The following is an 18,962-nucleotide window of genomic DNA, read 5'->3' on the forward strand; positions in this document are numbered from 1 at the left end:
GGTCTCAGATGACCCCTCAGGGGAGTTTGTAAGGTCTGCTTGCGAGCCGCAAGCCAGCATTATGCTCGGAAAGATTTGATTCGAAAGACACGCGTACCTCCAACGCCAGTCGTAAAGCGCTGGCGATCGAAAGTCGCTGGCGACACGTACCAGGCCTGGTTCACCCTGTACGACGCGCTGAATGCGGCCGCGGCTACAGTCTGAATCTTGTTTCCCGTTAGGCCTATCTCGAAATTCAGTCCGTCACGGACAGACCACGCCTCGTAGCGCTCTGCCAAGGCCTGGAGGACCGCGGCCGGATCACCGGCGTTGCAGGTCCGGATGTTGCCGCTATCTTGCCCGCGCACCGCGACCTCGGCCGCGATCTGCGCGATCTTGGAGCGCGAGTTCTGCTTCTCGCTTACCATCACCTCGATGAGGTCATAGTCGCGCTCCTCCACCAGCTGGATTAGCCGTTCGTGCTTGGAGGATGCGAACGCAAAAAGCCCTCTCAGGCGTGTGCCGTCGGAATCGTCTGGCAGTTGTGGTGTAGAGCGGTACGGCCCGCCTTCGCCAGTTAGGACTCCTTTGAGGGATAGTAGCAGTTGGTGATGGTTGTCGGAGGTGAATGCCTTCACGACCTCATCCAAGTCGGCCTCCAGCGGGAAGTAGTGTTCGGCGGCCGTGTAAGCGACATCGACGCCACTTGAACTGATCAACGCTTCCCGGACCAACTGGAAGATCGCTGGCTTGGCCAAGCCAGTGACATCGATGACGGATCGCTCGCCGAGCGAAATCGAAGCGCCTTTGAGGAGGTCGACGTAGTCAATGATGCGAACATTGGCCCCGGATTCTTCGACCAGTTGCAGGATATCATTCGTGTACCCGGACTCAGGATAGCGCAGAGCGACAACCTGGCGTGGCCGGGTGGCTGCGAGCAGACGGGCGGCCGAGGCCTTCGTCCGTTCTTCGAACCCCAGGGCGAGCATCACGACAGTGTCAACGCGGCCTTCCGCAAGCTGCGTGAAGTCCAACTCCTCGATTGTCGGCAAGGGCAGATGTGCGTCCTTAAGCAAGCGCTCTGTGGTCGTCAAATCCTTCTCTTCAGGAAGCTTGGGCACAGGGAGCGTGAGGTCCAGCGCACCTTGGCGCGTTCTCGATCTCGAGGCCGCGGCAATGGGCGCTTCGACCTCTTCGGCGTCGTCGCCGGCTTCGGAAGCCGATCGCAGATTCCTCATCAGGATCGCCTTGCCGTCCGTGGGGTTGGAAAGCCAGTCCTCAAGGTCCGTCCCGGACAGCTCGAAACGGTCGCGCTCCGCCAGACCGATGAAATTCACCAAGCCGTAGATCTTCCGGAAGGTGAGCTTGAATTGCTGAGTGGGGTTTGAGTCACGCGTCTTGGTGCGGGCCGCCCCACCAGTGAATACGAACACGCCTGCGTCCACTAGCTCGCGCAGCCGTGCCATCTGCTCGTCTGGATCGCCGGTGGTGATTCGGACGTAGATGCTCGCGTACTGCCTGAGGCGCCGCCGTCCACCGCGCCTTCCGGACTGGATCAGCAGCTCATGGGCGGCTTCCGCGAAGGACTGGGCGACTGCTTTTAGGTGTCCTTCTCGCCGGTCGAGAAGGTAAAGGTGCCGGGAGCAGTAATCTTGGAAGACGTCATTTTGTACGTCATCCGCAACTGGGATTCGTCCCCCCGAGCGCGTGAGCATGTTCTCATAGATGGTAATTACGCTCCCGATGTCCCCGACGCACACGGCCGTTAGCGCCGTCAGGCCCCTATAGACTCGCTTACGGTCGCTGGAGTCCGGCTTTGAGCTTGCGATGATCTCCGCTATCTGTTCACGCGGAACGTCCCCCAGCACTTCGGACGGGCGGCCACGGGGGTGCCCCGGATAGAATCTAGCCCGCTGCTGCAGGATCATCTCTACGAATGGCTTGCCCTCGCGGTCCTTCAGCCGCTGATTGACCTCTGCGCCGAGGTCAAAGGTGGCGAAGTCTCGCCAGTGGGCGGCCGGGTTGACGGTGCCGGGCGACTTGAGGCTGAGGAAAATGGTCTGCGCCTCGGACGTCATCTTGAAGGCGCAGTTGGGATTCTGAAAGATCAGCGCTGAAAGCACGTCCTCGACGCGATCCGGTTCCATGTAGCGAGTGGAGACATCGTCGAGCAGGAACAGCACCTGAGCCGAGGCCCAGAGGGCCGACGCGTTTCGGATTGCTTCGGCAAGATTAGCGAAAGCGTTGGCCGGATGCGAAGCCAGCCGGATCTCGCTGTCGCTGCGGCTGAGGTTCACCAGCAAACTACTGAGATGCCGCTCCAGTTGTTCAACGGTCGCCAGGTCCGCCATAGCGGGGCTGGGATCGAGAGCGGCGAGGACGGCGGAGAGGATAACGGTTTGGGCATCGTGCCTGACCTTTTCCGGGGAAATGTCCAGCAGGTGCGCCAGCGCTCGGGCGGCCTCGAGCGCATAGGCGACAAAGAGGCGGGGAAACAGGTCCTTGGTCTGCGACTCCATGCTCTGGCCCACGTTGAGGAGGCGCTGTGCCGACACAAAGACTCCGACGTAATTATCTTTCGCCAAGCGCGTCATGACGTCCGCGTCGGACTCATCCGCATGCCGCGCCGCACGCGCATGAAACTGAACAGCGCGAAGCAGCAGCGTCTTGCCGCAGCCGCGCATCCCGGTCATCACCAACGGGCCGGGCGCACTGATCCGCGCGAGCCAAGCGCCGTCCGGATCGACGAGGAGCTGTGGGACGTGCCAAGCATCCAGCGTCTGGGCGTTGTACGAGGCGTTGAACGTCTTCAGCACAAGCGGATTGCGCCAAGGCCGCCACGGCTCAGACGTCTTGAAATATTGCTCCTCGATCAGATGAACGAAATCGTCGGCATCGGGAGTTCGCTGGTTCTCGAGCGCGGGGACGATGCTCTGGGCGATCATCTGCAGCGCGTTTGCCACTCGGCTATCCAGGTCACTGATGGTGTCGGGTTCGCGGAGCAGAACCTCCGCCAAGGACTGGATGTGCCGCGCGATCCAGTGCAAATCGCCCAGATAGCCGTTTCCCGACCTGCGATCAGGCGCGACGGAGCCCAGATCGATCGCCACAACCCGTACGGCCGGATCCATAGCGCCCTGACGGTACTTCCCTGGAGTCAGCCGCTCGACGATGATGTTTGAGGCGTGGAGGTCGTTGTGATTGACCAGCCGGCTCTCCAGCTCGGCCTTGAGCCGGAAGAGATCGGCTGCGACTTGGGCCGCCGTGCCCGCCTGCAACTTCTCCGCCCCTGTAAACAGGTCGGAAAGCGGCGCCCCTTCAACGTAGTCCAGAACCGCGATGTGGCAGATCGCGGAAAAGTCCCCGAAGACTACGTCCGCGTCGAAGACATCGGAGATGCCTACCACATACTCCGCGCCGTCGGCCACTTGCGCATGGCGCGCGCTCTCGGCGTTGAAGTCCTTTTTAAAGAACGTGTAAAGAGACGTAGGGCTGACCTTGAGAACATGCTTTGTTTTCAGGGCGCCGGTCTTCTCGGCGACGTACGTACAGGCGTAAAATCCCCGCCCCAAGGGCTTTATGATCCGATAGGAGCCGATGGTTTCCGGCGAAGCACTAAGGGGAAAGCCAAACGGACGGTTGCAGGTTGGGCAGCACTGCTCGAGTGCCTTCTCCGTAAAGTCGTTAGCTGGGCAGGCAAAACAACAGAACTTGGCCAAATCAGGCATTAATGCATTCCAATCTGCTCGCCCTTTGGTAACACAATACAGATGCAGTCGCCCAGACGCTCGACAAAGATGACGCCCATCTCAGCAGGGCAACGAACACTTACTAGTGGCTCCCCACTTGGACGAGGACGCCGGGCGGAACCAACAGCCTCACGCCTGCGAGAAGCGGATATGCCGTTTCTCCGTTAGGTTCGTCCTGGAATGCCATGACGGTCGTCCTCAGAAGGCATGGGTCATAGCGCACCCGGCCTGGGGTCGTCGAGGCGACAGCCGCGCGGGATAAAGCTCGCGATGAGCGTCGGGGGCTGATGTCGGGGCGCCCTATAGGTCAATGAAGTCGACGCCCACACGCGACAGGTGCTGACCGGCCGACATCAGAAAGCGGGTCGCGAACGTTCCGCGGAGCTGTGCAACCACTGTGAATGCGATGCCGCCACCGGTATGGGCGGCTGGCGCGGGCTGTCTGGCCTCGACCGGTGCCCCAGGTGTCGCCTCCACCACGGCCGCCAGGTCAGGCTCGGCCACCGTCTCGGCCGTTGCCTCGATCACTGGCTCCGCCGCAGCGGGCGGGGGAGCCCCAATGACGGGGTCGAAGGCGCTTGGTGCCATCCCAGATGCGAACCATCCGGTCAGCACCGGCGCGGCCGCCCCTTCGCGGACGACCCCCGTTCCGTTTGGGAGCAGAACCACCTTCAACGAAGGCTGCCGGTTGAGCGCATTCAGCGCTGTCAGCACCGCAGGCCCCTTTTGCGTGGTGATGACGATATGCTCGCCCGTCGAATACTTGTCCGTCGACGGTCCCTTGGTGAGCCGAATGAGCTGGAGCAGCACAGGCCCGGTCGCCCTCGGTTCGAGATCGCAGGCCGGCGAGACGCAAAGCCAGTAGTCCGTCTCCCCCGATCGCAGAACCGACCCGGTCGTAATGTGGCCGCCGCGGAACTCATCGGAGATCATGAAGGCGTTGACAGCCGGCAGCACCTTCTCCTGCCACTCGCACGCCGCGTCAGCGGCGACATGCGCCAGCTCCCTGGCCCGGACGTGGCGGCCCGTCTCGCCCGGACGCGGCGGGCCGAGCGCGGTCGACAACCGCGCCGAGATCACGCTCGTCGCCGTCTCGGTGATCTTCACGTGGGTCGCCAGACGGCGGCGGATGAGGTCGACGAACCGGTCGATGAGGCTCTGGGCTGAGCCGGCCACCGCGCCGCCCTCCATTTTGCCGGCGGCCGCGTCGTCGGATTCGAGCAGATAGAGCCCAAGACCGAGGCAGAGATTGTCGTCGAGCCAAGCCTCATGGTCAGTGACGGCTTCGAGCTCCAGGGTGTTCTGGATGTCCGACAGCATGAGGCGGTAGAAATTCGGGCGCCAGGCACGCAGGGCAGCACCTATTCGGTTCCAGACATAGATTCCCTCGGCCTGGTCGTCTCCCGCCTTCTGCTTGTCCACGACGGCGACGAAGCAGCTGCCGCCGTGGATCCATATCGTGCTGGCGTCTGCGAGGTTGCAGCGAAGCTCGATGAGCGGGCCATCGACGGGTACATAGCCGCCGGAGACCTGCTTGATCCAGCTGCGCGCCACGTGGTCGGTCAGGGGCCGAAGGCTGCGCAGATGCATATCGGCCTCGGTCATGGCAGCTTGTAGATCGTCCTTCCAGGGCGTCTCGCCTCGGGTGAGGTAGGCCACGAGCCCGTCTGCATCGACCTCGCGAAACTCCTCTCGATCCAAGATCGCCTCCGCCTCGCCGAGGACCTCCGCCGAGGGAACCAGTTTCGGGTCGGGGGTCGCAACGCCCCGCATGGCAGCCGCCGCGGACAGTGCTACCTTGCTAAGCGAATCGTTCGTGTACAGGACGACTAAGTTGAAGTGTGCGGAGACGGCGAGATGTCGAAGGATCTCCAAGGCCGTCTTGGGGCCGCCGACCCCGAGTTGGTAATCCAGCACGACCAGATCGCTCTTCCGCACCTTGTCGATAAGGTCCAGGTCGGCTTCGTCCGGTTTGCGCCAGTTCTCGATGTCGCAGATGAGGCCTCGCTGGTGGAAGAAGCCGTAGAGGTTGGCCGCCCGCCCAACCTCCTCGAACTCGTTCTCCACGGCCGCACCTCGCATCTGGAGATAGGTCGGAAACTGGTCGTCTATCAGCACCGCGGTCCGGATCGCGTCGTCGCGAAAGCTCCGCACCACCGCGTCGGCGAAGTTGGCGTCAAACTGCGCCGTTTCCATCGCTCACCCCCCGAAGTTCGATGATAAAGTTGGCGCCCGGCAGGACGTGGGGGTCCGAGGCCTCGGCGTACCTTATCGCGTGACGCCCCGCCTCGAGGTTCACTCGGCTCAGATACAGTCCGACCCCCCGACCGGACGAACGCTTCGTGAAGAAGAGCTGGAAAAGGCGCCATACGTCGTCGCGATCGACGCCCGGTCCCGTATCCGCGACCACCACCTTGCCGTCAACGAAGTCGAGCCGCACGATCCGCTCCGCCGACCGCGCCACCCAGTAGATCGCGTTGTTCACTAGGTTGATGAACACCGGGAAGATCCGCGATCGCATCTCGGTGAAGCCGATCGCGTCGAACGCAGGTGTCGTCTCGAACAGGATCTCGTTGTCTTCGAAAGTCGAACCGAAGAACTCGCGGACGTAGTCGCCGATCAGCCGACCCGTCACGCGTTCGCGGATCCGCGCCCCGGCGAGCTGCAGGGGCGACAGGAACCGCAGCTTCTCCGTCAGCGCCCTGTGCGCTTCGAGCGCCTGCCGGTACGCCTTCCTGCCCTTCACCTCGGACGGAAGCATCTCGAGGTTCCGACTGACCTCGCCATCGAGCGACTCGAGCTCGTGGCCGATGATCTCCACCGTGATTCCGAGCTGGGCGACGGCGTTCAGATCTCGGACCCTGCGGTCGAGATCCTCCCGATCATCGTCGACTGCGGCCAGCGCGGTCTCGATGTCGACGCCTTCCACGATGCTGCCGACGTTGCGGATGATCGGGCGATAGCGCTCTGCGAATTCCGTCTCCAGCTGGAGACGGTTCGTCTCCAGCAAGGCCAAGACGTCGGCGAGGTTCGTCGCCTTTGTGACGTCGCGGACGATGGGCGCGGTCGCCCGCTCGTAGCGAGTGTGGTCGTCTGCGAGGTTGGCCGTCCATTGCTCCATCAGGGCGCGGAAGCCCTCGCGCACGTCCCCCTGATAGCCATCAAGCACTTCGTCGACCGCCTTGCGATGATGGAGCTGCACGGCGCGGGCCACCTCTTTCGGCGATGCGGCGCCCTGCGCCGCCTCCAAGGCGAGGAGCGTCTCCTCTGACAGCCGGACCAGATCGCTCGCCTCGTCGATTTCGTCGCGTAAGTTGCGATAGGTCTGCTCCGCCTCGCCTAGATTGTTCGGGACGTCGAGCGGCGTCACTTCGGCGATCTCGGCGCGGGTGCGCTCAAGTTCGCCTCTCAAAAACGCGAGCGCCTCGCGGTTGGGGAGGCTGGTCGCATCGTCGAGCTTTTTGGACACGCTCTGGGCTCGTTGGCTGATCGAGGGCATCCTTGCGCTGGCGGAGGCCAGATATTGCCGAAATGCCGACTTTCGCGCCTTGCGGGCCTGATCGGCTGCCTTCCTGCCCTTTTGATTGCGCTTCTGCGCCTCCACGAGGCGCTCCGATCGCTCGGGCGCGTCGGTGCCGAAGTAGTCTGCTGCGAGCTTGATCAACAGGTCCTGGACCAGCAGCCGTAGTTCCCGACTGGCGCGGTTCTCGACCAACCCTTCGCGACCGGCCTTGTCGCGAAGTCCCGGATTATCGACTCTGCTGAAGGCCAGTCGGCCGAAGCTTCTCCGATGGGCCCAGAAGTACCGTCCAGCGTGCTTTTGCCGCTTTTCCTCGAGCGCGAAAAAATCGGCGTCAGCGGAGCCGTACGGCATGACGCGTAGTCCATCCCGATAGACCCTCACCCCGCCGTATTTCTCGACCTGATCCGCGAGGTCCTTATGCCGTCGCGCATTGTGGCTCGAATTGACCGCAAGCTGCTCGAACGTTCCGATGGCGAAGTCGAACGGTCCCGGTTTATCCCCCCGCCCCTTGGGCAGTGGCCGTTGCGGGGGGATGATCCGCTCACCGAGGTCCTGACCAAAGGCATGGACGGTGCCTCGAAAGACGCCGGCATCGTCGAACCGCCCCTCGACCGTGTGTTCGAGCTGGTGGAAGTCGTCCAGGTCGAACACGTCGGTGGACGACACGACGCGTCGCGGCGTGGCACCGCGGAACGTAAGCACCTCGTACCCGAACGCGACCGGATAATCGGTCAGAGTGTCGGTAAAGCCCGTGAGGATGTCGGTCAGGCGCTCCTTGACGTTCTTGGCCTCCTGATCTTCGTGAGAGGCCTCCAGCCAGACGGACAGTTCGTGGTGAGCGCCGAGCAGGTAGAGGGCGGTCCCCTTGGCCGAGATGTCGGCGGTAACTGGCCACTCGTCGAGATGCCGCTGTTGAAGTGGCAGCTCCTTCCAGAACTCGAGGATCCGGCCCGCGGTCGAGTTCTTGCCGTCCACCGCCTCATCGTCGGCGAACCGCTGCCATTCCTCGGTCAGGACGCGGGTGTCGTCCTCCCCGACAGAGCCGAGGTTGCTCAGGACTACCTTGACCATCAGCGGCAGCTCCGCGAGCACAGCCGCGTGGTCTGAGAACGTGCGCACCGGAATGACGATCTGATCGAGCGACAGGAACGGATTCTCGAACAGCCGCCAGTCGACAAGGACGGCCGCGATGCTGCCATTCTGCCGCTGGGATAGAACCAGTGTTGCTGGCGCCAGAAAGGCAGCGGACAACCGGCCGATGCCCTTCTCCCCCTGCCGCTGGCGAGCGGGGCCGTCGAAATCGGCTGGCGGGGGCGCGGGCGGACCGTCGACCTTAGATTCGGTCCCGATCACGAGCCATCGGTCTACGAAGTCGGACGCCGACATCCCGACCCCGTCGTCGAAGACCGCCGCCACGACTGTCGCTCCGTCGAAGATGTTCAGCGACACATTGGTCGCGTAGGCGTCCCAGGCGTTCTTCCAAAGCTCGCTTACCGCCGTCGGCGCGTCGGCGATTTGACCGCGGCCGAGATGGTCGATTGTCCGCGCCCGCGTCTTAAACGAGACATTCGACGTCGAGGGCGTTGCTAGCGGCTCGAGCGAGACCTCCTCAGCCATGCTCGACGGCCGATGTGCCAGCCAGCTGCGCGGTATCCCGCGCGTCCGGTCGCGCGATGGAAGCAGTCAAATGGCGTGAGAAGAACTCGGCGAGCCTTGGTGGCACCGCGTTTCCAATCATGCGCGCGATGGGCTCGATCATGTCGGTTGGATAGAATACGTAGTCGAGGGGAAATGACTGGAGCACAGCGGCCTCGCGCAGCGAAATCCCCCGCAGCTGTCCGACGTCGAAATGACCGAACCGCCCGTTGGAGATGCTGTGGCATTTGGTGGTAATCGTCGGTGAAGGCCGATCGGGGCTCATCCGTGTGTAGACGTCGGTGAAGCACCGCGTGCCAAGCTTCGCGTTCACCTTCCTATGGCAGGCCAGTGACAGGTCGCCGTCCGGAGTGTCCTCCATGTAGATGTTCGACACGCCCGGCATCGCTGCCGAGAGGCGCTTCAGGTTCAAGTCGCTCAGCGATCGCGTCTTATGGTTTGGGATCTTCGGATCCGTCGCGCCTGCCGCCAGAGCCGGCATGTGGCCGATCGCCGCCTGGACCGTCTTCACGACGTTGTTTGGGTCCACCTCTGGCACGACGAGGTCGCCTGGGTCGCCTGTGGTGAGGAACGCGGGGTTCGCCAGCTCGCGCCGCACGGCGACGAGGATGGAGCGCCGCCGGTACTGCGGAACGCCGAAGTTAGATGTGCAGACTACCTTGCTGCCCGTCGCGTATCCTAGCCGGCCCAACTGCGCCTTAAAGTCGTCCCAGACGCCACCGTATTTCGGATCGCCGATACCCTGGACGTTTTCGGACAGAACCATCTCCGGCCGAAAACGCTCTACGAACTTGGCCGCCTCGGTCAAGAGGTTGCTATCCCGCTCGCGGCCAGCCTTGCGGGCTTCGCTTAGCTCCTTGCGGGAGAGTTTCGTGAACGGCTGGCAGGGCGCGCAGATGGCGAAGAGGAGGGGCGTGCCCGGCACGCGACCGCGGTAGTGCTCGATCAGCCGCTCGAGGTCGTCCTCCAGCTCGGCGTGTTCGCCTTCTGGGTAGGCGTCGGTGGCGGGAAAGATGTCCCGCCGCAGGAACTTCGGGGGCGCGTAGTCGATGGTCACGTTCGAATTGTTCTCGACGTAGGTCTCCCGGCAGCGCGTGTCCTTGTCCACGCCAGCGATGACGTAGCCGCCCGCATCGATCAGTCCGCGCGTGGTCCCGCCCGCACCGCAGAAGAAGTCCACGGCGAGAAACTCCGGGCACCGCTTGACGACGTCCTTCCTGCCGCGACCGGTCATTCCACACTCCCGACGGCGTGGGTGGAAGCCGCTATTGCCTTGATGCGCTCAACCTCGCCCCGGTCGAAGATGCGCCAGCCGTTCCGGTCGCGCCGCGCCGCGTCAGCGATCTTACCCAGCTTGATCCACCTGAGGAGGGTGGGCTTCGAGATGCCGGCGGCGGCCGCAGCTTCGGCGGCGTGCAGATTATCCGTTTGCATGGTGCTACCCTCGACTGATATTGACTATAGTCAACGTCGGTCGGGGTCAATGTCCTAACGGACAAGACGCCCTCGGGCGCCTACCACGGTCAAGTCGAGCCCCGTCGATGACCGTTCGCCAAGATCTTGGTCCGCACCATCTGCCGAAAGCTGACGAGCGAGTTGCCTTCGTAGACGCGCCGGACGCTCCACCGACACCGGCGCGGTCCGCGCTCATGAGGCGCATCCGGGGAATGAACACGACGCCGGAGATGGTCGTGCGTCGAGCTGCCCATCGCCTAGGACTCCGCTTTCGTATTCATCGTCGCGACATGCCGGGCACGCCGGACATCGTGCTCCGTAAGCATGGCCTTGCGATCTTCGTTCACGGCTGCTTCTGGCACCGGCATGAAGGATGTGGACGATGCTCGACGCCGAAGACCCGAGCCGAATTCTGGGGCGAGAAGTTTAGGAAGAACGTGGAGCGTGATCACCGCCACTTGGACGCGCTGCGAAAGCGGGGATGGAACATACTGATTATATGGGAGTGTGAGACGAAAAATCCGAGAGATCTGGACGGTCTTCTCATCGATGCGACCGCATGCCGGACGAGCTAAATCATGCTTTTTAAACGTCGAAGGACATTGCAGGCGCCGATGTCTTGAATCTGGAGTGATCGCAAACGTCCGCTGCCCGCGCATAGCGACCTCCAACCCTCTCATCCGAGATGTCTGCTTTCAGGAAACGACAAAGCGGATCTCGACGTCCAACTTGAGGCACTATCCGGTCCCAACGCCCTCGCCAAGCGCACGATCAAATTCCGAGTGATCGTTTTCGTCCGGCATTCCACTCAATACCGCGGCTGCCCTGCGCCACTCCAGAAACATGCCTGCCGAGATGGCGATCAAGTGACGGTGACCACGGCACGAGCCTGAAGCCAAGTCCGTCGTCGATCATCGCAAAGCGCCCGGAGGCGAGCGAGAATCGTCGTTGATAGATGCCAGCTATCTGACCGCCGTCGCCGGACTTCTTGAACTGGAGACCCGTCTCGGCAGACAGTTTCGCGGCGAGTGCGTCGACCTCCCGGCTGCTCAGCGTCTCGATGAGATTGCGCGCGGGAATAGCGCGCTGTCCTTCGCGACGAGCCAGGTCCTGCCCGATCAGATGGTCGACGCGATTCTTCAGCGCCTGCCTCACTACCCTGCCGTACCCGCCCTCCCCCAGCTCCACCGGCTCACGCGCGACGATCTGTCGGTCCAGCCAGGTCGCGCCGCCCGCGCGAACCTGTTCGTCGATAGAGAGGTCGGAACGTATGGCCAGCGCCAACCGGCCGCGGCCCGTTGAATCCTCGTAGCGGCGCAGCTCGACCATGGAACCGGGAGTAGAATCGCCGGCGGCCCCCAGGTTCTGGAACCGGATATGGTGGACGCGCCCGTCGATCCCGTCGACGATGGCATAGGCGGAACCGTGCAGCTCGTTGTCCAGACCGCGCTCCAGCAGTCGGCCTAGAACGGGCGTGCCAATTTCGGCCGCGAGAACATAGTCTGCCGTCGGCCTGTCGATGCCCTGCTCCGCAAGACTGCGGTGCAGACGTTTGATGATATCGCCACGCTCACCAAGCGCACGCAAGGTTGACTCGGCTTCGTCAGCCATCATCCACTGGCCAGGACGGATCTCGTTTGCGAGGCCGAGGCTTTCCAACTTGCGGAGCCGTCCGACCTTGTGGGTCAGAAACTCGTCCTGCCGGCCATCAGGGTGCGGCGCGAGGTCGACGAAGCCATGGCGATCAGCGTCGCGGGCAAGCTGGCGGTCGAGCTGTGTCCAGCGCTCGGTGTCGACCTGCCGCTCGATGGTCTGACGGATATCCTGGTCAGTGCGGAGGCCCAATGCCTGTGTGAGGATGTCGCTCGCCCGGTCGCGCATGCCGTTGCGGATATAGTCGCGTGAGATGACGAGGTTCTCGCCATCATCGGCCACACCGCGCAAAATGATATGAACGTGCGGATGTTCCGTGTTCCAATGGTCGACGCCAATCCAGTCGAGCTTTGTGCCAAGGTCGTGCTCCAGGTCGCCCATCAGACTTCGGGCGAAGCTCTTGAGGTCGCCTAACTCGTAGGCGTCGTCGGGAGAGACGATGAAACGGAAATGATGCCGGTCGTCTTTGCACCGTTCGGCAAAGGCATCATGATCCACCTTTTCCGTGTCCGGTCCAAACATCTTCGCCCTCTCCCCATCGCGCGTCACGCCCTCGCGCCGGAGATATCCGAGATGGGCGTGGAGCGGAGCGGAGCCTCGGAACTGCCGGACCACCCGCGCCTTGACGACGACACCGCGCGAACGGCCGGTGATAAGGCGATCGGCGCGAATGCTCGCTGATCGGCCGCGGCCAAAGGCGGAGTGCCTTGGCGAAATGATCCGCCCCCTGCGCGAGATGTGCCCGCCCGCCTGCTGGGCGGCTGCAAGTGCCTGCAGGATGAAGGGTCGTGTGCGCTGACCGGCGCGGGAGCGGATACGGCCTGGGCGGACGCGAAAGCCGTCATCACTCCTCATCGCTTCAGAGCCCGCGAGGTGCGATTGTTACTGAAAGGATTGAGAAAATCGCGGGCACGCACATCGCGGTTTTCTTGCGTACATCGCGGAGCGAGGCAAAAACCAAAAGGAAAACAACCAACCGACCGGGACGCACATCGCGGCCCTTTATCCTGCCATCCCTCCCGGCACTCCTTGCGAATCAAAGTTCCCGCCGACGTTCCCGCGACGCAACAGGCCAGAGTGCGATTGACCAGGAATGCGCCGATCATTGCGACGTCTCGGACGAACCCTGCACAAACCAGCTCTTGATAGCGGACGGCCGATCTAACGCACGTTCACTGCGCGAACCGACCGGTTGTGGTACGAGCGCCGTAAGATCGGTGACCGCCTTGACCACCGGTGCTCGCGCGCCGGCTGAGCGGACCGCCGTGAACACAGTCTCGACGGGAGCATCGGTCCCGCTATCGCCTTGCGAAGCTGAGGCATTCTGTGTGTTCACGACGTGCTCGAAAATCGCCGCTTCGAGTGGGCTCGCCCTGCCCGCTCCTTGCCCTACGCGTACAGGAATGGGAGCTGTTCCGTCGATCAAAGGTGCCAGTTTCCTGACGTAGTCGATCGTCTCGCGCGGCAGCGGCCGGCCGGTAACAAGATGCTCTTCGTATCGCCCGGGACCGGCATTGTAGGCAGCCAGGAAGCCGCTTCGGCCGAAGCGGTCGAGCATCTCGCGCAGATATGCTGCACCTGCAAAAATGTTGTCGCGCGGCTGCCAGGGATCGTCACCGAGGCGGTACCTGGAGCGCAGTTCTTCCCACGTCGGCGGCATGATCTGCATCAGGCCCATTGCGCCCTTGCCTGACACCGCATGGACATCACCAACGCTCTCGACATGCATGACGGCGCGAAGCAGCCGCTCGGGAATGGCAAAGCGTCTGGAAGCTTCCTGGATATGCGCCGGCCAGGAATCAGCAGACGAGGTGACGTTGCCGGATTGCGCCGGCCGCTCACGATGCGAGGAAGGCTCTGCACTGACTGTAGGCGCTGGAAGGGCGAGCATGACACTTGCAGACAGTGCTGCAATGCCTCGCCAGATAAAGGCACATGCACCACCATCCCGACGCGGCTGGAGCCTGCCACCGTGCTCGCTCCCGTCAAGGGCAAGGCTTCGCCGGCCGGACCTGCCTGCCGCAAACTGCGGCGCTATGAACGTCCTGAGCGATGGGCAAGTGTCCGGCTGCCCTTGACCTTCACAGCGCGCGGCGGCCGCCTGACAGGCGATCGGGTCGAAGGGTTTGACCGGCGTCCGATCGATCAAAGGGTTTGAGGCAGAAAGGCCGGTGAAGCGCAATCGGAGCATCCGGTCAGCCTCGCTCGTCGCGCTTCGACTGCCGGCTCCAGTGCAGGTGCCAGGCACTTTTCCCGGCATCGAACTGGAACAGGTTGGCGCGGATCGGTTGCGTGAAGGATGGATCGTCGATGGAGACGGAGAGATAGGCACCAGCCTTCTCGCCAGTGCGATCCCACGCCGCGCCGATCTCCATGCCTTCGCAAAGAACGCGATGGTCTGGAGCGTTTTCCACATCCGATTTCTCTGCAGGCAGGATGGCGAGTTTCGCGTCGAGCGTCAGCGTCGATACGTTGCCGAAGAAGCCGTCGTCGTTGCGGGTGAAGGTGCCGATCTGGGCCACTGCGTTGATCCTTTCATGAGCGTTAGTGAGGGTTGGGGAGAGCTTTCACGGCTCGTCACGATCTGCTTCCGCAGAACCATCCGGCGCCGGCGAAATGCGATCGCTGGTCCAGACCGGGACCGCGCGACCGATGATCGAAGTCAGCGGGAGTGCGCCGAAATAGCGCCCATCGAAACTGTCAGCCGAGTTCCAGTTCATGAGGAAGACGTCGCGATCGGAAATGATGCGGCAGCCCTGCCAGGCAGGCAGCGGCCGGCCACGGCTATCACGCTCCAGCGCGTGTCCAAGGGTCACGCCGCGGACGATGATGGCTGAGCTTTGACGGCAGACTGTCGTGCCTCCGAGTGCCAGCACACGCTTCAGAAGCGGCACGCCGTTCGGCAGATATCCGCGTTCAGCTAGGAAGTCCGCCAGTCGTTCGGGCGGCATGACGACGGCGATATCGCCGACAGCGATCCTGTCGGCTGGCTCGACGCGATAGAGCCCGGTGGGGACGCTCGCTGACGCGTTCCAGATAAACTTCGGTCGATGGTCGATCCATGCCGGTGCCGCGACGAGGACCACGCCGCCGAACATCGCGACGGTGATCGTTGCGCGCATGCTCATGGCTCAACCCGGCGACGGAGGAGCCATGCCTCATGGCGCTGGCGAGTGTAGGGTCTGGGCACTTCGCGCGCGGCGAGCCGGCTGTGTACATGCCGCCAGTAGTCCGGCGACACATCAACGGGATCGATGCCGATTGCGTCGATAGCGTCGATAATCTTCAGCACCTTCTCGACATTCGGCCATCCGATAGCTGCAAGCAGGATGTCGGCGCCAGGCCGCACATAGGCGACAGTCGAGCAGCGCCCGCCGGTGGCAACAGCGCGCAGGATATCGATGCGGGAAGCGACGGTGCCAAAGTCGTTCGCGGTCCAGCGAACGAAGGCGAAGATGCCGCCCGGCGCAAAGGAGACGACACGACGACTGCGATCGACAGTCCTGTTCGAAGCAACCTTACCGAACCGGATATAGTTCTCGGTCCGCTTCTTCAGCCACACCAGTTCGACGTGGGTGAGACTGCTCATACTGGCCCCCATGACCGGAGGTCAGCAGTCAGCATGGCGAAACGGAGGACTGAGAAACCAGTCGTGTTCCACGAGGAACAACGGACATCGATTATTCTCGGCCTGCCCGAAAGATCTTGGCTCCGCTGTCGTCCAAAGCCTCGTGGATGAGCGCTTTCCGTTAGAAAGAATCCGAAGGATTCTAGGTTAGAAAAGTTAGAGGGGCGGGTTCGGCAACCATCGCAATGGCTTAAGGTCGATTCCGGTTCCTGATAGCACGGGAACCCGGTTCCCGATGGCACGGGAGTTGCGGTTCCTGATAGCACGGGCCTGTCCACAGTCATTTCACAGCCCTGGTTGCGCGGCCACGTGGCGCGCACGGCGTTGCGCTGGCGCTCGCGAATGGATCGACCGGGTTGAGTTGGAAGTTCAGTCGTGACCGACCGTTGCGGTCGATGGAGAGTGCCAGCCGGTAGCCCGGCAGTGGCTGGCGACGCACGATCTCGCGCAGGTCGAAGGTGAAGCGCCTGAAGGGCGACAGACTGCCGGACTTCACATGCAGATGGCCGAGATCAAAGCTCCAGCCATGAGTCTGGCGGCCACCGTGCTTGCGAACGAGACGGTAAAGCCAGCGCTCCAGACCGCCCGTCAGGCTGAAGTATTGTCGGTCGATGGTGAGAATCAGGGCATCGTCGATGACGCCAGCATAGAACCAGTCCGGCAGGATGAGTTCGATCCCAAGTGGGCGTCCGCTGACGTCCACCCGCTCCTTCCATTCGTTGATCCATGAGAACCGATGTCGCCGTCGCTCGGCCGACTGACGGATAGATGTGGCGACCGTGGTCGACTGCAACCTGTCAAGCGCTGCTTTCAGCCTGTTGTAGCTATGTGCGGAATCGCCACGCTCAATGAAGGCGAGGATCTCGTAGGGGGTGGCAGCCATCAGACGCGATGTCAGAAGACCGTTGTCGCGTGCATCTACGATCTGGCTGGCTGCCCAGATAAGGATGTCGGCGTCCCAGATTGTCGCCATGCCATGTTCGACTGTTGCCTCGACGCGGATCGAGACCTCGCCCATGCGAAAATCGATCGGTGTCACGCGGCGGGATTTGGCGAGCGAGAAGAACGGCCACGACATGAGATCCTGCGCGTCGCGTGCCGCGATAACACTGGCGCGCGCGTGAAACAGATCAAGCTGTCCCTGACCGGTTGATCGATGCTGCATTGTCGCCAACCCGCAGATCAGGAAACGCAATCGCGCCGGCCGGCATAGGCCGGTGCGATCGCGGCATGCGGCTTGGCAGGTCGAACGAAGGTCGCGTTGGCATCGCTGGTGGAGCTGCGCGCCCCAAGCTCGACCCAGGCATGCAGGTCGTCGATGTCATAGAGGACGCGTCCGCCAATCTTCCGGTACTTTGGGCCGGTCCCATACGTCCGGTGCTTTTCCAGCGTGCGGGTGCAAAGGCCCACGATGGGCGCTGCCTCCTTCGTTCGCAGGTATTTTTGGGGCGCGTCCGCGGGACCCTTCGACATCGCTCGATCTCCATCCGGTTCTGCTGTCGTCCTGGCCTGCCGGGACGCGCGAAACGGACAATGGTCGAGTTGAGAGAAGGCGTGGGAGGGCAAACATCGGGGGATGTGTTTTTGCTCCCCCTCCGAAGAAGGGATTCAGCGATCGGATTTTCGGCTGCGGCTGTGAGGATAGAAGAGAAGGTCGCGGTAGCCGCCGGCCACAAGACGATCGGCTCTTCGCAGGATCGCCCGAACCTTGTGCCGGAGGTGATGGTCGCGCCAGTCTCGAGGCGCGATCGGCTCTCGAGACAAAAGCACCTCCGCAATCTCGCGGTAGGTGGCCCCTGCGCGGCGGGCGTCGTGAGCGCGCAGATTGAGCGTGTGCCTCGTCCTCGCTTGCTGCGGCAGCGCGCCGTAGGCAGGACCGGGCGGCCGGCCATTCAGCGCCCGCCAGAACCGGCGCGCTGCGTCGAGCCGCGTCTCGAATGCCGCATCGAGTGGCAGGACGATGGCGTTGAATTTGGTCGCGCCGCTGCCCATGTCAGCGACGAGATTATCTATTCCGGTCGATGCCGGCCAGAGAATGTGATGCTCGTCGGTTTCCCAGATGGCTGCGCTGCCGGGTCCGGAAAGTTTGACGGTCAGATGCGAAGGGCTGACTGACGACCGGATTTGCGTGGCCCGCAGCACGCGCGGCGAAGCTGGTTCCGTCCAGACGATATTCCCGGCTAATGGAAGCCCGTCACCGGTGACCGTGAAATCGCGCGCCCCAACGGGCCGCGAAGTCGGGCGGACCGACAAGCTGTCCGGAGCTACAGATCTGTGATGCGAGCTGGCTGCACCCGGCGACGAAGTCTTCGTTCCTGATCAGATACTCGGCAGCGAACTCTGCAGGTTCGTAGCCTTGCATATGCGCGTAGGCTGCCGGATCGGTCCAATCGCCTCGCAATGTGCCAGATCCTCACCCGGTACCCGCATCAGGCTGCGGGCTTCAGAATGAGCATCCCTGGCGATAGGCAAATCGGGTAGCTGGAGAGTCGGCAAACCGCTGTGCTGATTCAGCAAAGCGTGACGAATCGGCTGGCGGCTCTCAGTGTGGCGCGCCGCCCGCCAGAAGATATCGGTAGCCGTTCGTCGTCATCCAGCGCGCGCGGGCAAGATGCGTCTCCCATGACCGAAGCGCCCGTTCAGGTTCCTCAGCCGGGTCTATGTGCAGGACGATCCTGGCCACCTCGCGCCAGTCCGCATCCTCCGCCGCTGCATCGAGAAGGCGGATGTAGGTTAGCAAGCGTTCCTCATCGTATCCGGTCAGGACCGGCGACTCCGGCGCAGTATCCGCAGCGTCGGGATCAAGAAGCGGTTTGCGCAAAAGCGATTTCCATCTGTGATCTCATTTTGTCGAGGATACTCCGTGGTTGAATACTCGACAAGGCATTGCACTCGCGGGTATGGAAATTCGCGAGGTATTTGCGCGCAATCTGAGGCGCTACCGACAGGCGGCTGGGCTTTCGCAAGAAGAGCTGGCACACAGCGCGGACGTCGATCGCACATACATCAGCGCGTTAGAGCGCAGCGTCTATGGCGCGACGATCGACGTTGTCGACAGGCTGGCAACCGTTCTGGGCATTGAGGCAGCGGATCTACTTAAGCGGCCTGCATCTCGCGTTACAAAATAGCGGAGAGAAGTCGTGCAATTCGTTCGTTTTTCGCGACAGGTGACAGCAGTCGCATCATGAGCCGGGCGGAGCCCGGCGAACGGACCCTCGCCCCCGACTGATCGACAAGATTATCTGCAGCCGATCGGGCGATGCAAGCGAGGCTTACTCTGATAATGTTGGAGCCAGATATGGCTTTTACAGAAAAAAGC

General features: G+C 62.7%; 17 protein-coding genes. 2 read left to right on the top strand and 15 right to left on the bottom strand.

The window, feature by feature from the left end; genetic code table 11:
* Positions 1-59 precede the first annotated feature (59 nt).
* From LB564_RS05450 to LB564_RS05470, 5 genes are all read right to left on the bottom strand, one after another.
* On the bottom strand, positions 60-3,707 hold the full coding sequence (locus LB564_RS05450) for a hypothetical protein (RefSeq protein WP_224535669.1): 3,648 nt from the start codon (positions 3,705-3,707) through the stop codon (positions 60-62).
* Positions 3,708-4,028: 321 nt separating this feature from the next.
* On the bottom strand, positions 4,029-5,924 hold the full coding sequence (locus LB564_RS05455; RefSeq protein WP_224535671.1) for a response regulator receiver domain: 1,896 nt from the start codon (positions 5,922-5,924) through the stop codon (positions 4,029-4,031).
* Positions 5,905-8,868, bottom strand: coding sequence for an ATP-binding protein (locus LB564_RS05460; protein ID WP_224535673.1), 2,964 nt, complete (start codon positions 8,866-8,868; stop codon positions 5,905-5,907). Before LB564_RS05460 ends, LB564_RS05455 begins: the two co-directional genes overlap by 20 nt.
* Positions 8,861-10,141, bottom strand: a complete 1,281-nt coding sequence (locus LB564_RS05465) for a DNA cytosine methyltransferase (protein ID WP_224535675.1) — start codon at positions 10,139-10,141, stop codon at positions 8,861-8,863. Before LB564_RS05465 ends, LB564_RS05460 begins: the two co-directional genes overlap by 8 nt.
* Positions 10,138-10,341 (bottom strand): MerR family transcriptional regulator, encoded by a 204-nt coding sequence (locus LB564_RS05470; RefSeq protein ID WP_224535696.1) that lies wholly within the window; start codon positions 10,339-10,341, stop codon positions 10,138-10,140. The genes LB564_RS05465 and LB564_RS05470 overlap by 4 nt, the downstream gene beginning before the upstream one ends.
* Positions 10,342-10,448: 107 nt before the next feature.
* Here LB564_RS05470 and LB564_RS05475 point away from each other — a divergent pair, with 107 nt between their 5' ends.
* Positions 10,449-10,937, top strand: coding sequence for a very short patch repair endonuclease (locus tag LB564_RS05475; protein ID WP_263493315.1), 489 nt, complete (start codon positions 10,449-10,451; stop codon positions 10,935-10,937).
* A 196-nt stretch (positions 10,938-11,133) separates the two neighbouring features.
* Here LB564_RS05475 and LB564_RS05480 read toward each other — a convergent pair whose 3' ends face one another.
* The 10 genes from LB564_RS05480 to LB564_RS05525 form a co-directional block, all read right to left on the bottom strand.
* Positions 11,134-12,870: a relaxase/mobilization nuclease domain-containing protein gene (locus tag LB564_RS05480; RefSeq protein ID WP_224535698.1), complete on the bottom strand. Its 1,737-nt coding sequence runs from the start codon at positions 12,868-12,870 to the stop codon at positions 11,134-11,136.
* A 247-nt stretch (positions 12,871-13,117) separates the two neighbouring features.
* Positions 13,118-14,197, bottom strand: a complete 1,080-nt coding sequence (locus tag LB564_RS05485; RefSeq protein ID WP_224535700.1) for a lytic transglycosylase domain-containing protein — start codon at positions 14,195-14,197, stop codon at positions 13,118-13,120.
* A 13-nt stretch (positions 14,198-14,210) separates the two neighbouring features.
* Positions 14,211-14,537 carry a DUF736 domain-containing protein gene (locus LB564_RS05490; protein WP_224535702.1) on the bottom strand — a complete coding sequence of 109 codons (327 nt, stop codon included), beginning with the start codon at positions 14,535-14,537 and terminating at the stop codon, positions 14,211-14,213.
* Between the two features lie 45 nt (positions 14,538-14,582).
* Positions 14,583-15,143: a S26 family signal peptidase gene (locus LB564_RS05495; protein WP_224535704.1), complete on the bottom strand. Its 561-nt coding sequence runs from the start codon at positions 15,141-15,143 to the stop codon at positions 14,583-14,585.
* Positions 15,140-15,604, bottom strand: coding sequence for a DUF2840 domain-containing protein (locus tag LB564_RS05500; RefSeq protein ID WP_224535706.1), 465 nt, complete (start codon positions 15,602-15,604; stop codon positions 15,140-15,142). Before LB564_RS05500 ends, LB564_RS05495 begins: the two co-directional genes overlap by 4 nt.
* A 319-nt stretch (positions 15,605-15,923) precedes the next feature.
* Positions 15,924-16,808, bottom strand: coding sequence for a replication initiator protein A (locus LB564_RS05505; RefSeq protein ID WP_224536660.1), 885 nt, complete (start codon positions 16,806-16,808; stop codon positions 15,924-15,926).
* Between the two features lie 17 nt (positions 16,809-16,825).
* Positions 16,826-17,116 carry a helix-turn-helix transcriptional regulator gene (locus LB564_RS05510; protein ID WP_224535707.1) on the bottom strand — a complete coding sequence of 97 codons (291 nt, stop codon included), beginning with the start codon at positions 17,114-17,116 and terminating at the stop codon, positions 16,826-16,828.
* Positions 17,117-17,251: 135 nt separating this feature from the next.
* Entirely contained in the window at positions 17,252-17,896 is a 645-nt protein-coding gene (locus LB564_RS05515) for a DUF2285 domain-containing protein (RefSeq protein WP_224535709.1), read from the bottom strand.
* Positions 17,838-18,005: a transcriptional regulator domain-containing protein gene (locus LB564_RS31710; RefSeq protein ID WP_411961691.1), complete on the bottom strand. Its 168-nt coding sequence runs from the start codon at positions 18,003-18,005 to the stop codon at positions 17,838-17,840. The genes LB564_RS05515 and LB564_RS31710 overlap by 59 nt, the downstream gene beginning before the upstream one ends.
* Before the next feature lie 180 nt (positions 18,006-18,185).
* Complete coding sequence (locus LB564_RS05525; protein ID WP_224535713.1) at positions 18,186-18,464, bottom strand: DNA -binding domain-containing protein; 279 nt, start codon at positions 18,462-18,464, stop codon at positions 18,186-18,188.
* 79 nt (positions 18,465-18,543) lie between these two features.
* Here LB564_RS05525 and LB564_RS05530 point away from each other — a divergent pair, with 79 nt between their 5' ends.
* Positions 18,544-18,771, top strand: a complete 228-nt coding sequence (locus LB564_RS05530; protein ID WP_224536662.1) for a helix-turn-helix domain-containing protein — start codon at positions 18,544-18,546, stop codon at positions 18,769-18,771.
* Positions 18,772-18,962 lie beyond the last annotated feature (191 nt).

It is taken from the genome of Mesorhizobium sp. ES1-6 (assembly GCF_020164775.1).
Lineage (GTDB): Bacteria > Pseudomonadota > Alphaproteobacteria > Rhizobiales > Rhizobiaceae > Mesorhizobium.

Excerpts from the sequence above, each read along its gene's own strand:
- LB564_RS31710 (WP_411961691.1), bottom strand. The coding sequence starts at position 18,005 with ATGCAAGGCTACGAACCTGCAGAGTTCGCTGCCGAGTATCTGATCAGG.
- LB564_RS05505 (WP_224536660.1), bottom strand. The coding sequence starts at position 16,808 with ATGCAGCATCGATCAACCGGTCAGGGACAGCTTGATCTGTTTCACGCG.
- LB564_RS05450 (WP_224535669.1), bottom strand. The coding sequence starts at position 3,707 with ATGCCTGATTTGGCCAAGTTCTGTTGTTTTGCCTGCCCAGCTAACGAC.
- LB564_RS05475 (WP_263493315.1), top strand. The coding sequence starts at position 10,449 with ATGACCGTTCGCCAAGATCTTGGTCCGCACCATCTGCCGAAAGCTGAC.
- LB564_RS05470 (WP_224535696.1), bottom strand. The coding sequence starts at position 10,341 with ATGCAAACGGATAATCTGCACGCCGCCGAAGCTGCGGCCGCCGCCGGC.
- LB564_RS05455 (WP_224535671.1), bottom strand. The coding sequence starts at position 5,924 with ATGGAAACGGCGCAGTTTGACGCCAACTTCGCCGACGCGGTGGTGCGG.
- LB564_RS05465 (WP_224535675.1), bottom strand. The coding sequence starts at position 10,141 with ATGACCGGTCGCGGCAGGAAGGACGTCGTCAAGCGGTGCCCGGAGTTT.
- LB564_RS05495 (WP_224535704.1), bottom strand. The coding sequence starts at position 15,143 with ATGAGCATGCGCGCAACGATCACCGTCGCGATGTTCGGCGGCGTGGTC.
- LB564_RS05480 (WP_224535698.1), bottom strand. The coding sequence starts at position 12,870 with ATGAGGAGTGATGACGGCTTTCGCGTCCGCCCAGGCCGTATCCGCTCC.
- LB564_RS05500 (WP_224535706.1), bottom strand. The coding sequence starts at position 15,604 with ATGAGCAGTCTCACCCACGTCGAACTGGTGTGGCTGAAGAAGCGGACC.
- LB564_RS05460 (WP_224535673.1), bottom strand. The coding sequence starts at position 8,868 with ATGGCTGAGGAGGTCTCGCTCGAGCCGCTAGCAACGCCCTCGACGTCG.
- LB564_RS05510 (WP_224535707.1), bottom strand. The coding sequence starts at position 17,116 with ATGTCGAAGGGTCCCGCGGACGCGCCCCAAAAATACCTGCGAACGAAG.
- LB564_RS05530 (WP_224536662.1), top strand. The coding sequence starts at position 18,544 with ATGGAAATTCGCGAGGTATTTGCGCGCAATCTGAGGCGCTACCGACAG.